11 protein-coding genes are annotated in these 14,691 nt (G+C 54.1%); 3 read left to right on the plus strand and 8 right to left on the minus strand.

Going from position 1 to position 14,691, the window contains the following annotated elements:
- Window positions 1-3: 3 nt before the first annotated feature.
- Both OGV82_RS01775 and sbmA read right to left on the minus strand, forming a co-directional pair.
- On the minus strand, window positions 4-1,098 hold the full coding sequence (locus OGV82_RS01775) for a DUF1615 domain-containing protein (protein ID WP_012133619.1): 1,095 nt from the start codon (window positions 1,096-1,098) through the stop codon (window positions 4-6).
- A gap of 18 nt (window positions 1,099-1,116) precedes the next feature.
- Complete coding sequence (gene sbmA, locus OGV82_RS01780) at window positions 1,117-2,337, minus strand: peptide antibiotic transporter SbmA (protein ID WP_047458548.1); 1,221 nt, start codon at window positions 2,335-2,337, stop codon at window positions 1,117-1,119.
- Between the two features lie 392 nt (window positions 2,338-2,729).
- On the opposite strand from sbmA, the gene ampH reads away from it, so the two are divergent.
- Window positions 2,730-3,887 (plus strand): D-alanyl-D-alanine-carboxypeptidase/endopeptidase AmpH, encoded by a 1,158-nt coding sequence (gene ampH, locus OGV82_RS01785; protein WP_047458552.1) that lies wholly within the window; start codon window positions 2,730-2,732, stop codon window positions 3,885-3,887.
- Here the strand turns inward: ampH and iprA are convergent, their stop codons facing one another.
- Window positions 3,888-4,511, minus strand: a complete 624-nt coding sequence (gene iprA / locus OGV82_RS01790) for a hydrogen peroxide resistance inhibitor IprA (protein ID WP_047458555.1) — start codon at window positions 4,509-4,511, stop codon at window positions 3,888-3,890.
- Between the two features lie 86 nt (window positions 4,512-4,597).
- The gene (gene ehaB / locus OGV82_RS01795) at window positions 4,598-7,519 is read right to left on the minus strand and encodes an autotransporter adhesin EhaB (protein WP_012133624.1); all 2,922 of its coding nucleotides are present in this window, start codon (window positions 7,517-7,519) and stop codon (window positions 4,598-4,600) included.
- A 494-nt stretch (window positions 7,520-8,013) separates the two neighbouring features.
- On the opposite strand from ehaB, the gene hemB reads away from it, so the two are divergent.
- Together hemB and olsF are read left to right on the plus strand one after the other, a co-directional pair.
- Window positions 8,014-8,988: a porphobilinogen synthase gene (gene hemB / locus OGV82_RS01800; protein WP_012133626.1), complete on the plus strand. Its 975-nt coding sequence runs from the start codon at window positions 8,014-8,016 to the stop codon at window positions 8,986-8,988.
- A gap of 168 nt (window positions 8,989-9,156) precedes the next feature.
- On the plus strand, window positions 9,157-10,872 hold the full coding sequence (gene olsF / locus OGV82_RS01805; RefSeq protein ID WP_047458558.1) for a bifunctional ornithine lipid synthase OlsF: 1,716 nt from the start codon (window positions 9,157-9,159) through the stop codon (window positions 10,870-10,872).
- Window positions 10,873-10,980: 108 nt separating this feature from the next.
- Here olsF and tauD read toward each other — a convergent pair whose 3' ends face one another.
- Genes tauD through tauA form a run of 4 tightly spaced genes read right to left on the minus strand, consistent with a single transcriptional unit; the run spans window position 10,981 to window position 14,393 of the window.
- On the minus strand, window positions 10,981-11,832 hold the full coding sequence (tauD, locus tag OGV82_RS01810) for a taurine dioxygenase (RefSeq protein ID WP_101743916.1): 852 nt from the start codon (window positions 11,830-11,832) through the stop codon (window positions 10,981-10,983).
- Window positions 11,829-12,656 (minus strand): taurine ABC transporter permease TauC, encoded by an 828-nt coding sequence (gene tauC / locus OGV82_RS01815; protein WP_012133629.1) that lies wholly within the window; start codon window positions 12,654-12,656, stop codon window positions 11,829-11,831. The genes tauD and tauC overlap by 4 nt, the downstream gene beginning before the upstream one ends.
- Window positions 12,653-13,420, minus strand: coding sequence for a taurine ABC transporter ATP-binding subunit (gene tauB / locus OGV82_RS01820; protein ID WP_047458565.1), 768 nt, complete (start codon window positions 13,418-13,420; stop codon window positions 12,653-12,655). The genes tauC and tauB overlap by 4 nt, the downstream gene beginning before the upstream one ends.
- A gap of 10 nt (window positions 13,421-13,430) precedes the next feature.
- Window positions 13,431-14,393 (minus strand): taurine ABC transporter substrate-binding protein, encoded by a 963-nt coding sequence (tauA, locus tag OGV82_RS01825; protein WP_012133631.1) that lies wholly within the window; start codon window positions 14,391-14,393, stop codon window positions 13,431-13,433.
- Between the last annotated feature and the right edge of the window lie 298 nt (window positions 14,394-14,691).

Consider the following 14,691-nt stretch of genomic DNA (forward strand, 5'->3'; position numbering starts at 1 on the left):
GGCCTACAAATTCATACAACGCGCCCGACGCTCATCCACACGTTTAGCAAACCACGCGGTAGTGAGATTACGGGTGATCTTCGGACTTTCCAGCTGAATACCCGGCAACATCTCGCGCGGTAATGCCTTACCGGTTTTGGCTTCCGCCAGCTTATACACTTTCTCGTACAACGCCGTCTCCTCAAAAGCGAGGCTGTCTCCCTTTTCCAGTTGACGTCGAATCGCGCTGTCGCTCATGTCCAGCTTGCCCGCCAGCTTACGGATTGCCTGTTCCGTTTTCCCGGCTTCTTTGCTGTCATAACGAATCAAGTCGCCGTCCAGCGCCAGCTTAACGCCGCTGGCTTTACTGACCGCATTCTGAAATGCCGCATTACGACTGGCGTACCAACCGGCATTAAAATCAGCAAAACGGAATACAGGCGCGCTGTAATTCGCCGGATAGTTCAACAGATGCCAGGTTCCAAACCACAGTCCGCCACGGCGGCTAAAGACCTCCTGGCGAACCGTCCCGTTCATGGTCCACGGATAACCTTTTGTGTGCTGTTCGGCAAAGGCGATGCTGACCTGCATCGGCCCGCCGGTATGCACCGGATTAAGCGAACCGAACAGCGTCTGCCCCATCGGCACCATATTAATAAAATCATCAAAAATCGCGCTGAGCTGTTTTTCCGTTTTCACCGCGTCCAGACGTTCGCTGTAGCTTTTTCCATTCGGGGAGTTAATTTTCAGCGCGGTATGCACCAGAAAAACGGGGATATGCATCCGCTCAGCACGCCTGTCGATCTCCTGCCAGGCGATTTTGCTCAACCCCGGCACCACCGGGTCCGCCTGATAGTTAGACTCCTGCTGCGCCACCGCCAGCACCGAGCAAACATTCTCAACCGTTGGCGCCAGCCCCTGGCTTTCGAAGGTCTTTGCGATGTCCTGCGCCCACGCGTCCCTGTCTTTTACGCTGGCGGGCATTTTCTGGCGCACCACGCTTGCCACATCGACAGGTTTTTCCCCTTTTTTCAGCGGTTGCGAAGGCTGGCTACTACACCCTGCCAGCACCAACGCAGCCAGGAATGATAAAGGGTAAAGACGGGACGCCGCCGACATAACGTTTCCTTTTGTTTGTTAGCTAAATGTATTCGTCACTTCCTGTATATCCTGCCCATCCAGTTCGCGCTCAAAGCTGCGCAGACGTTTATAGATGGACATCAGTTCCACCAGCGTGGTCCAGGAGTTAATCAGATACTGGAAGGAACCGCGCACCTGACCAAACACGTTGGTAATCTGCGTCATCAGGCCCAGCGTAATCGTACCGGCAACAATCGACGGAAACAGCAGGAACAGACCGAAAACGTTATCCACCTGTAGATAGAGAATGCGCGCAATGTTGAAGTACATATAGTGGAAGTAGAGGCGGAAATAGTTCTGGCGCACCGCGCTGAACAACTCACGCACGGTGGGCGGCGTAGCGCGGCTGGCGTCGTCTTCACCGTAGACCAGCTCCTTACGGTAAGCGGCCTCAACCCGCTGGTTTTTAAACTCCAGCCCCGGCAGTTTGATCCCCACCACGGCCAGCAATCCTGTTCCCATCAGCGACCAGATGATAGCCGCGATAACAAGCCCATAAGGAATATGCCCGACGATCGGCAGATCCGGTACGTGCGCAGACAGCGTAACCAGTACGGGTAAAAAGGCGATCAACGTCATGATGGCATTGATAAAGCTTACGCCCATATTCTCCAGCGTAGAGGCAAAACGCATCGTATCTTCCTGCACACGCTGCGCGGCGCCTTCAATATGGCGCAAATGCTGCCAGTGCGCCATGTAGTGCTCGTTCATCGCGGTACGCCAGCGAAACACATAATGGCTGACGAAGAAATTGTTCATCACGCCAATCACTACGGCAATCAGCGCTATCCCGAGGAACACGCCGACTTCACGGTAAAACTGTTCGATAGTGACCTTATGCGGCGAGCTCAGCGCCGTCTGGATCAGGTCGTAAAACGGCGCGTACCAGGCGTTGACCGCCACGCCTACTTCCACCAAAAACCAGGTCACAAAGATGATCAACGAAGTGCCCAGAATCGACCAGTATTGCCAGCGATGCGGGCTATAAATAAACCAGAACATCGCAAACAATCCGACGCAAAGGACGTAATACGCGTAGAAAATCAGGTAGTCCAGCGACCAGAAGCGTGCGGCACTGATGGGAACATCACCGGAAGCGCCAGTAAGATGCGCAACCCAGGCGCCTCCGCCCGCTTGCCAGAAAATGACGGCGACAAGCGCCCAAAAAAACGCCGAGATAAAAAACGGCCCCGGCTTTGGGAAAAAAGACTTAAACATGATGCTCTCCTGCTAACTTCTTATCGTTATGACGACTGCTGTGCTTTTGCCGCAGCGCTGAGCGCGACAAGACGGGCTAGGCCCAACAAAACCGCGACGGAAACCGAGCATTGTGACCCGTATTCGCCAGCTTAGTTCGCACATCGTTTTTTCAGAATTGTTTCAGCGAGTTTCGGCTCCCTTCAACGGCAACAGGAAGGCGAAACCCAAAAACCGACCAAGGTTACCACAAGCGCGGGATCACAAAAGCGGACATTCGCGATTGGGAAAAAATGCCCTGTTTACTCGTCGTTACGTTTTTCACACTATTATTGTCTTTTTAGCGCTTTGCAACGCGCCGCCAGGTAGTATAAATACGCATAGTTTTTTCATTTAACTGATGGACACAACCGTTGAAACGTAGTCTGCTTTTTTCTGCCGTGCTGTGCGCGGCGTCATTGACATCTGTCCAGGCGGCACAGCCAATCACCGATCCGGTTTTCGCTTCCGATATCGTTGATCGTTATGCCAACCACATCTTTTACGGCAGCGGCGCGACGGGAATGGCGCTGGTGGTGATTGATGGTAATCAACGCGTGTTCCGCAGTTTCGGGGAGACTCGCCCCGGCAATAACGTACATCCTCAACTGGACTCCGTTATTCGCATTGCGTCTATCACGAAACTCATGACCAGCGAGATGCTGGTCAAACTGCTCGATCAGGGGACGGTGAAATTACACGACCCGCTGAGCAAGTATGCCCCGCCCGGTGTGCGCGTACCGACCTACAACGGAACGCCTATCACCCTGGTGAATCTGGCGACCCATACCAGCGCCCTGCCGCGTGAGCAACCCGGCGGCGCGCCGCATCGCCCGGTATTTGTCTGGCCAACCCGCGAACAGCGCTGGAGCTACCTCTCTACCGCAACGCTAAAAGCGGCTCCTGGCTCGCAGGCGTCTTATTCCAACCTTGCGTTTGACCTGCTGGCTGACGCGCTGGCAACCGCATCCGGCAAACCCTACACGCAGTTATTTGAAGAACAGATTACGCGCCCATTGGGGATGAAAGACACAACCTTTACCCCCTCCCCCGATCAGTGCAAGCGCCTGATGGTGGCGGAGAAAGGGGCCAGTCCCTGTAACAACACGCTGGCGGCAATTGGCAGCGGCGGCGTCTATTCCACGCCGGGAGATATGATGCGCTGGATGCAGCAATATCTCTCATCCGACTTTTATCATCGCAGTAATCAGGCCGATCGTATGCAGACGCTGATTTATCAGCGAACTCAGCTCACACGGGTGACAGGTATGGACGTGCCGGGCAAAGCCGATGCGCTGGGCTTAGGCTGGGTCTATATGGCGCCTAAAAACGGACGTCCGGGGATTATTCAAAAAACCGGCGGCGGCGGTGGTTTCATCACCTATATGGCGATGATTCCGCAACACAACGTTGGCGCTTTTGTGGTCGTCACTCGCTCACCGCTTACGCGATTTACTAATATGAGCGATGGCATCAACGACCTGGTAACAGAATTGAGCGGAAATAAACCGCTGATCGTGCCCGCATCCTGATCAATACTCTGAAGGCAAATGGTTGATATTGACCAGTTTGCCTTTTTTCATTTCGATGTAGTTCCCTTTGCGTAACGCGGCGAGCACTTCAGCCACTACGGAACGGGAAATTCGCGTTCTCTGATGAATGTAGTTCATCACGCCAATACGCGCTCGCAACCCTTCATCCCAGTCAACCATCGCGATCAACGTCGCCCGAATTTGATCATACGAGTTGTTGCCAATTAATTGCAGATCGCGCAGTTCCAGAGTTCTGTTTTCCCATGCCAGCCAGCAAAAGGCTTCACGCCATAACTGGTGTTGCTCAAGGATTTTTATCGCGTGGGAAGAAGGAAGAAAATAACCGGTACAACGACTTTCCGTGACTAATTTATATTCGATATCATTTTTCATCACGCCATCAGCAATACCCATAATAAAGGGAGCCTGCGTTATCCCCATAAGCACGTTCTCCCCTCTGCGCAAAGAGATGAGACCGTCTAAAATGACAAACGTATCGCCTTGATTGGCATCATTCGAATAGACAACCTGCTTTTCATCGGCGTACTCAAAGTACGTGCCGTATTTAGACAGGCACTTATCGAGCTTACTAAATTCCTGAAGTGGTTTATTCAGAGACAGCATATGCGCATCCTTGCATTAATGCCCGCCATATCCATGACGGGCATTTCCTTTGATTAAATCACCTGCGTTTTCATCATGAAAAACAATTACCAGGTGTATTTAACGCCCACATTCGCGGACCAGTCTTGATCGACATCACCACCACCGAGGTAGTTGGCATCGGTATAAGCGCTGAAGTTTTTGGTGAAGCTGAACTGAGTGCCCAGACCAACACGTACCGCAGAACCTTCTACGCCGTTATCGATGGAATCGCCATTTACGTCGGCGTCGTTATTTGCGTCGTCATAAACATAGGCCAGTTTGAAGTAAGGCGTCAGCGCCTGATCTTCGCTGTAGGTGAAGGTATAACCTGCATCAACACCCAGTTCATAACGCATGCTGTCATAAGACTGACCGTCAACTTTCATGTCGTTGCTGAGCTGATAATCATCGCCGGACTGGAACAGGCCGGATACGCTACCGTACGGCGTGACATAGCCAGCGTCGCCCAGTTTCCAGTCATAACCCAGTTTCAGACCAAAGCCCCACGCATCCGCAGAGGTGTTGCCATCAACGTACTGGCCGTTGCTCATGTTGGCAGACAGATCGTTGTTGAAGTGAGAATAGCTCAGGCTACCATCAACAAAGACATTGTTGGCAAAGCGAGCGGAAGAGTAGATATAGGCAGACTGGCTGTCCTGATCCACCTGACCGGTACGGTCGCTCATGTCACCTTTCGCAAAGCCAGCCGCCGCACCGACAATCCATTTAGCGTTGTTACCGTCAATTTTGGTATCAACACCGACCATGATGCCGTTCACATCCTGATCGTAGTTAATGGTGCCGTTGTCGCCATCAAAGCTGCCGCCAAAGTAGCTCACCCATGCGCCGCCGTTATCAGCCAGACCATGACGAGAGTTGGTCAGACGAGTACCAACGGTGTCTTGTTCCAGGTTCCAGATATTGGTGTTTGCAGACGGGATGCTCAGCGCCATGTTCGCGTAGTCGGTCAGTTCCATCTGTTGCATAACAACAGTGTTGCCTTCCTGCTGAGCCTGATAGGTGTATGCCCCCAGGTCAGCTTTGTTCGCTGCGGAGAAGGTGGCTTTGCTGTTCTTGTCGTTAACGTAGATCAGCTCTTTGCCTTTGTAATCAGCGACAGAACCTTCACCGGTCGCGTTATCGATACGCACTTTGTAGTTACCGGTTGCCGCAGCAACGTTATCACCCGCGTTATCGACTTCAGATTGATCGCCAGTCCAGGCATCGCCATTACCGTTGATGGTCAGGTGGCCATCAGAGTTCATCGCGATCACACCGTAGCCGTAGTTAGACTTAGTGATGTCGTTAGTACGATCGTTAGTCAGATCGGCATCCAGCACAAAGCTGTTGCTGTGAACGTTGAAGACACCGGCATTCACGTTACCGTTAGCATCGGTGTAGCTGGTCAGATTCAGGGTATCAGCTTGCAGCGCATACGCGGTGCTGTTGCCCACATCCAGAACGCCGTTGTTGGTGACGTTGATGGTGTTTGCATACAGTGCGGCATCGTACACGCCCCAGCCAGCAGACACATCATCAGCAATCGTGACGGTACTGTTGTTGATTGTCAGTTCATCAGTTGCAACATGACCATCTTCATTGATATTCAGGGCCGCGCCGCCGGTCAGGGAGATGCTGTCAGAAACCAGATCAGAGTCTGCCACATTCACGACGGAACCGCTGTTGATGCTCAGCGTATCAATCAGCGAGGTTTTCGTGGTATCCCACTGTGAACCACCGTTCAGCGTCACATTGAACAGGCCGCTCTGATAGACTTCGTTACCAACAACATGACCATCTTCGCCATACGCGGTGTCATTATTGTCAATGCCGTAAGTGGAGGAAGGCCACAGGCTGTTAGCCGCAATGTCGATCAGCGTCGCAGTGGCATCGGTGCCCGCAGCAAAGCTGTCGTACACGCCGTCACCATCAGAATCAACCTGATGTACGGACATTGCCGCGCCAACCCACTTGCTACCGTTGTTCAGCGTAACATCCATACGGTCAGTGCCATCCCAGCCGTTGGTGTCCAGGTCAGCGTCCGTATCACGATAAGTATCCGCCCCGTTCGGGAAGAAGTTTTCGTCAAAGTTGCTGGAGAAAACAACATCGCCCATCAGGGTAGAATTACTGAGGTTAACAGTGGTCTGCATTGCGTTATCCGCATTCGGATGCGCAATCGCCGCAATCGCCACGTCATCAGCAGTATAAGAATCGCTGTAATCGCTCGCGTTGTTGGTGTTACCGAACCAACCGGAAGTCCCTTCATCTGACCATGAGCCAGAGGTCACCGTAGAGTCAGTCACCGTGACGGTGTTGTTGAACACTTCAGCGCTGTTGACGCCGGTGCTAACGGTATTATCGTCAATGTCTTCCCACTCATAACCCTGAGTCAGCGTAATACCCGCAACGTGGGAATTATTTTTGATGACCAGGTCAACTTCCTGATCCAGCGTAATCGCAGTACCCAGGTTGTAAACGTCAACAACATGCGTATCCGCCGTACCATCAGTGTACGTGCCATTATAGGTATAATGCTCGTAGTTATCATCGATGGTTGAGTTATCAACAGTCAGCGCCAGACGGTCATAAACATAACCGGTCGCATCGCGACCCACGCAATCAGTGGTCATGCACTCAGAGGTGATCATCCCGTGAATGGTGCTGTTTTTGATTGTCAGACTATTACTGTTGGTGTTGGTAGAAAGACCATCATCCAGATAGTAGGTTGAGATTACGCCGTTAACGGTAGCGTTGTTGATAACCGGATAAATATCACCGTTATAAACGCTATCGGTCGCGTAGTTGTTCCAGCCTACGTAACCATCATAATAAACACCATCAGCGTAGGTTGCGTCGTTATAGTGGTTGAATGTTGTGTAGGTGGTTCCAGAAATATCCGTAGAAGCATTTGCCTGAGAGGTGATTGCCAGAGTGCAGGCCAGTGCTAATTGTGAGACTACAAGTTTCTTTTTCCAGGAGTGCATTTGTCATCCCTCCTCAGGGACGTAATATAGTTGATCCATCAATTATCAATGCATAGAAAACATTTTATGTTTCGCAGGTCGATTATGCGGCGTCAGCATTGAAAGGTTCAATTATTCTTTGTTTAATGTCCGAAAGCGGACAATTAAAAAATCACCAGCAAAATCACAGATATTTTTTAAATCGCCACTTTTCAATAAATTAGAAAGGAAAATAGAAGTTACTTATTTAACTGAATGATATATGATGAAGAAATAAAGAAATCACCAATAAATAAAGAACAGAAGAGCTTAAAACAACATTTAATAAAATTAAAACCAGAAATAAATGTATCACTAACAAAAATAATCTTATTCATAGAAATACTAATTGCGAATATTTAATCGCTTCATTAACAGCAACCCGCAATACTTCACATAAGGACAACTTTCGTAAAACACCTCGCGGCAGGTTCAGGTATACTCGACGTTTCGATTCCACAAACATCAGGCATACCATGACAGACCTAATCCAACGCCCCCGTCGCCTGCGCAAATCCGCTGCGCTGCGCGCCATGTTTGAAGAGACAACACTCAGTTTAAACGACCTGGTGTTGCCGATTTTTGTTGAAGAAGAACTCGACGACTACAAAGCGATCGACGCCATGCCTGGCGTCATGCGCATTCCTGAAAAACATCTGGCACGCGAGATTGAACGCATCGCCAACGCCGGCATTCGTTCAGTGATGACCTTCGGCATTTCCCACCATACCGACGACACCGGCAGCGATGCCTGGAAAGAAGACGGCCTGGTGGCGCGCATGTCGCGCATCTGCAAGCAAACCGTGCCAGAAATGATCGTGATGTCTGACACCTGTTTCTGTGAGTACACCTCCCACGGTCACTGCGGCGTGCTGTGCGAACACGGCGTCGACAACGATGCAACCCTGGCGAACCTCGGTAAACAAGCGGTGGTCGCCGCTGCTGCGGGCGCTGATTTTATTGCCCCTTCCGCCGCGATGGACGGTCAGGTGCAGGCGATTCGCCAGGCGCTGGATGCCGCCGGGTTTACGGATACGGCCATCATGTCCTACTCCACCAAGTTCGCCTCCTCTTTCTACGGCCCGTTCCGTGAAGCGGCCGGTACGGCACTGAAAGGCGATCGTAAGACCTATCAAATGAATCCGATGAACCGCCGTGAAGCGATTCGCGAGTCGTTGCTCGACGAAGCGCAGGGCGCGGACTGCCTGATGGTGAAACCCGCTGGCGCTTATCTGGATATTCTGCGTGATATCCGCGATCGTACCGAATTACCGCTCGGCGCGTATCAGGTCAGCGGCGAATACGCCATGATCAAATTCGCCGCGATGGCGGGCGCGATCGACGAAGAGAAAGTGGTGCTGGAAAGCTTAGGCTCGATCAAACGCGCGGGCGCGGATCTGATCTTCAGCTACTTCGCGCTGGATCTGGCGGAGAAAAAAATCCTGCGTTAATCCTTTCTGACCTGCGGTGCCTGCTGGCGCTGCGCTTATCCGGCCTACGGGATTGACATCTGTAGGCCGGGTGCCGCCATCCGGCACTGTCACAAAACGTCACCTCATCGTCATACAAACGACATTTGTACCTTCTACTGTCAGCACAGGACGGGAGGAGGAGCCGCTATGTTTAGTCTCGATAACGTACTCGACGACCTGTGGCCTCAGGCGAGGCCGACACCCTGGCAAAAAAATCTGCTCAGGCGGTTGCTGTATGAAGAAGAATTTCAGCAATTTGCATCCCGCCATCCCCATCTGAAAGGGGTGGACATGGTGGAACAGGTTCTCGAACACCTTGAAATACGCTGCGATATCCCCGCACACGACCTCGAAAACATCCCCGCACATGGCCCGCTGGTCATCATTGCCAACCACCCGACAGGCACGCTTGATGGGCTGGCTCTGCTGTATGCCATCTCGCGTGTGCGCCGTGACGTGAAAGTAGTGACCAACCGCCTGCTCTCGCATCTGCAACCACTCAGCTCACTTTTCATTCCCGTGGACAACATCGGCGGGCGCACGCCAAAATCATCGCTACAACAGATAGATGCGCATTTACAGGCTGGCGGAGCGTTAATTTTCTTTCCGGCGGGCGAAGTAGCGCGCTTCACATCGCAGGGAATCAGGGAAGGCCGATGGCATTCCGGGTTTATCCGGGTGGCGGAGAAATACCGCACGCCGCTGCTTCCCGTACATATCAACGCGCGTAACAGCTCGCTGTTTTACGCCAGCAGCCTGGTGTCCCCCACCTTCGCATTGCTGCTCCTGATGCAGCAGATGTTTCGTCGGCGTCGCAGCAGCCTGCCGCTCCGCATCGGCCAACAAATCGCCTGGACACAGTGGTCCGCCACGAAAACCAACGTCCGCGAGCAGGCCGAAAAATGCCGTCAGCACGTCGCGGCATTAGGTAAAGGGCGCCCCGGGTTATTCACCACCGAAAGTACGATAGCCCGCGCAGAAGACAGAGCGCACCTCAAACGCGATCTCGCCCAGGCGGAATGCCTTGGGCACACCGCCGACGGGAAGCACATTTACCTCTGGCAGCGCAACGGCAAAGAGGATGTCCCCATCCTGCGGGAACTGGGGCGGCTGCGTGAAATCGCCTTTCGCGCGGTTGGCGAAGGCAGCGGAAAGCGTCGGGACACCGACCGCTATGATGACGACTATCTGCACCTGATTTTATGGGATGAAGACGATCTGGAAATTGTTGGCGCCTATCGGTTCATTCCCTGCGCGCAGCAGCAGGAAAAACATGGCATAGAAGGGCTTTACAGCTACAGTTTGTTCCATTACGACGAGCAGATGGCGCAAGTGATGCGGCACGGCATTGAGCTGGGTCGCAGTTTTATCCAGCCGCGTTACTGGGGACGTCGCGGGCTGGACTATCTCTGGTCTGGCATTGGCGCTTATCTGGCGCGCTATCCGCAATACCGATACCTGTTCGGCCCGGTGTCTATTTCCGGCGGTCTGCCTGCGGATGCGCGGGATTTACTGGTGGCCTTTTATCGCCTGTGGTTCCCGCCGACGCACCCGCTGGCGATATCACGCCAGCCCTACCCCGCGTCATTGCCGGACGTACTGGCGCAGTTTGAAGGCAAAAGCTACAACGACGATCTGACGCGGCTGAAATCGTTGCTCGGCAATCTGGGCTGCGGTATTCCCCCGCTCTACAAACAGTACTCCGAACTTTGCGACCCCGGCGGCGTGCAGTTTATTGATTTCGGTAACGATCCGGCATTCAGCAACTGCGTGGATGGTCTGGTGCTGGTCGATTTAACCTATCTGAAGGCAAACAGGTATCAGCGCTATATTGGCGCGCATTTGGGTTTCCAGGCAGGATAAGGCGTTTACGCCGCCATCCGGCGCGGTGCCACATCGTGCCCGATGGCGCTGCGCTTACCAGGCCTGAATTTCCCTAACCGTTCCCTAACCGAATAGTGTGATTATCTATTACAGTGCGCGATAAAACGGCTTATCTCCCAGAATCGTCGCCCGGTGCATAATGCGCCGCCGCGGCAGGTAATCAGCGTTGGCATAATGCTGGGTGACGCGGTTATCCCAGATGGCTACGTCATCAGGCTGCCAGCGCCAGCGCACCTGAAACTCCGGTTTTGTGATGTGCGCAAACAAGAATCCAAGCAGCGCCTCGCTCTCTTTCTCCGTCACATCGACAATCCGCGTGGTAAAGCCTTCATTCACAAACAGCGCCTGTTTGCCGCTCACCGGATGGGTACGCACCACCGGATGCAGCAAAGGTGGATGTTTGGCTACCGCCTCAAGCCAGCGCTGATGCTCCTCGTCAGTTTTGCGGTATTTGTATTCCGGGAACGATTTACGGAAGTCATGCTCCGCCCGCAAACCGCTCAGCAACCGGCGAAACGGTTCGGAAAGTGCGTCATATGCGGCAATACCGCTGGTCCATAGCGTATCCCCGCCGGTAGAGGGCAGTTCTTTTGCCGCCAGAATCGCCCCTGCTGGCGGCGTCTCAATAAAGGTCACATCGGTGTGCCAGTTATCGTTATCCGGCGGGTTATCGTTATGGGTATCCAGCACGATAATCTCTTCGACGCCTTCGGCGTGGGGATAGACCGGATGAATATGCAGATCGCCAAAACGCTGTGCCAGCGCGCGCTGTTGCTGCGGCGTAATGGCTTGTTCACGCAGAAAAACCACCTGGTGGCGCAGCACCGCGTGATACAGCTGTTCGAATTGATTATCGCTCAGCGGGCGGGTCAGATCCGCGCCGGAAACCAGCGCGCCAATATACGGCCCCAGCGGGGTAATGCTCAGACGTTCACTCATTGTACTTCTCCATGCCAGGGCGTCAGGCGGCGCTGAAGCGCACGCAGACCCAGTTCTAAAATAAACGCGATCACTGCAATCACCGCGATCCCCGCCAGCACCACGTCGGTTGCCAGAAATTCCCCGGCGGACTGCACCATAAACCCTAAACCCCGGGTGGCGGCAATCAGCTCAGCCGCCACCAGCGTTGACCAGCCCACGCCCAGGCCAATGCGTAATCCGGTGAGGATCTCCGGCAGCGCGCCGGGCAGAATCACAAACCACAATACCTGTACTCGTCCGGCGCCTAACGACTGCGCCGCACGAATGCGAACCTGCTGCGCGCTTTTGACGCCCGCCAGCGCCGACATGGCGACCGGGGCGAAAATCGCCAGATAGATCAGCAGGATCTTGGAGGTCTCGCCAATCCCGAACCAGATCACCATCAGCGGTAAATACGCAAGCGGCGGAACAGGTCGGTAGAGTTCAATGATCGGATCGAGAATGCCGCGTATCGTTGGGCTTAGCCCCATCGCAATGCCCACCGGAATGCCGATAATCACGGCGGCCAGCAGCGCCAGCAGAATGCGCGTCAGGCTCGCCGCCAGATGCTGCCACAGCGTGGCGTCCATAAACCCTTGCGGCCCGGCGATGGCGATCAGTTTTTGCAGCACCTGCCCCGGCGGCGGCAGAAACAGCGGGCTGATTAACTGCAACGCCGCTACGCTCCACCACACGGCCAGAATCACCGCTAATGTGCTGATACTCAGAGTAATGCGACGAGAGAACGGCCAGCGCCATTTCAACCCGCGTTGACGCAGCTTATCGTTGATGACCACGCTCATGAGAAGGCCTCCCGTTGTTCAAAGACGCGGCTTAACACATACTCCCGCGTCTCGATAAACTGCGGATCGGATTTAATGCTGCGGCAGGATTCGCCCCCCACAAAGCGGCGGGCGAAATCAAGCGACAGCCGCTCCTGCACGCGACCGGGGCCAGGAGAAAGCAGCACCAGCTCCGTCGCCATAAACACAGCCTCTTCAATATCATGCGTAATGAGTAACACCTGTTTGCCGGTCTCATGCCAGAGTTTCAGCAGCAGCGTTTGCATCTGCTCACGGGTGAAAGCGTCCAGCGCGCCGAAAGGCTCATCCAGCAGCAGGAGTTGAGGATTGGCCGCCAGCGCGCGGGCGATGCCAACACGCTGGCGCTGCCCGCCGGAAAGCTGCCAGATAAAGCGTTTTCCCGCCCCTTCCAGCCCGACTTTTTTCAGCATCTGCTGCGCAACGTGCTGACGCCGGGTTTTGTCTGCTCCTGCCAGTTGCAGGCCAAACCCAACGTTATCCTGCACGTTGCGCCAGGGCAGCAGCCCTTCGTTCTGAAAGACGACGCCGCGCTCCGCACCCGGCCCATCGACCCGTTTGCCCGCCAGTTGGATCGTGCCGTGCTGATAAGGCAGAAAACCGGCGATCAGATTCAGCAACGTGGTTTTCCCGCACCCTGACGGGCCCAGCACCACTAACAGCTCACCGCTGTCGAGCGTCAGATTGATATCTTCCAGCGCCGGTTTACCGGCGTAATCGGCAAAGAGATGGGAAACTTGCAGCATCCGCGCCTCCTTATTGTACAAAGCGATCGGTGACGTACTGGCTGTAATCCGTCGCGACGGCGGGCACTTTGCCCTGCTCTTTCAGGAACTGCGCGGTGTCGATAATCGCTTTATTGACCGGCCCGTTCAGCTCAACGGCCTGCTGTTGCGCCGTCAGGTAGGTATTGCCTTTCACCAGCCCCGGCACGTCCGTTTCCGGCACGCCGCTTAAGCGCGACAGTTTGCTGATGTTATCCGGCTGCTGAAGCCACGCCTCAGGATTGGCGATATAGGGTTGCTGCGCGTCGATGGCGCTTTTCGCGAATGCCTTGACCACCTCTGGATGTTTTTCCGCGAAGTCTTTACGCACTACCCACACATCCAGCGTCGGCGAGCCCCATTCGCCAACTTTCCCCGAGTCTGTCAGCACGTTCCCGTCTTTTTCCAGCGCGTTAACGGCGGGTGCCCAGACGTAAGCGCCGTCAATATCGCCACGCTGCCAGGCGGCAATGATCGCCGGTGGTTGCAGATTGATGATTTCGACCTGCCCGGGCTTAATGCCCCAGTGTTTCAGCGCGGCCAGCAGGCTGTAATGGGTGGTGGAGATAAACGGCACCGCAATGCGTTTGCCGATGAGATCCTCCGGCTTAGCGATCGTTTTCTTCACCACCAGCGCTTCGGATTCCCCCAGTTTTGACGCCAGCAGGAAAACCTCAATCGGCACCTGTTGGCTGGCGGCGACCGCCAGTGGGCTGGAGCCAAGGTTGCCGATCTGTACATCGCCGGAAGCCAGCGCGCGCACGATGCTCGCGCCGCTGTCGAATTTACGCCAGTCAACGGTCGCCCCGCTCTCTTTGGCGAAGGTGTTATCCGCCTGCGCCACTTTCGCCGGTTCAGCGGATGTCTGGTACGCGACGGTGACGTTAACCGCCTGCGCCTGGAATGCAATAAACGCCAGTGCGGCGAGAAGTGTGTTACGCGATGAAATACCCATTATTGTCTGCTCCCCTGTCTTGTTATGGGGGCAGTATTTCGTTGCGGCCGAGTTTGATAAAGGAATTAAAAATTCTTGCTAATAGCAAAGCGTTTTTAGAAAAAAAACGGGAATGGTTAGTGTGGAAATGTATTTAGCATTGAGTTGCAGGCCGGATCAGGCGTTTGCGCCGCCATCCGACAATCCATGCCTGATGGCGCTACGCTTATCCGGCCTACCACGACAACAACCCCCTGCAAATTATTGCGATTTTGTTACATTCATTCCATAACCACACCCGGATGATTGCCAGCGCGGC

The organism is Citrobacter sp. CK191, from assembly GCF_030333435.1.
In the GTDB taxonomy this organism is placed as follows: Bacteria; Pseudomonadota; Gammaproteobacteria; order Enterobacterales; family Enterobacteriaceae; genus Citrobacter_B; species Citrobacter_B koseri.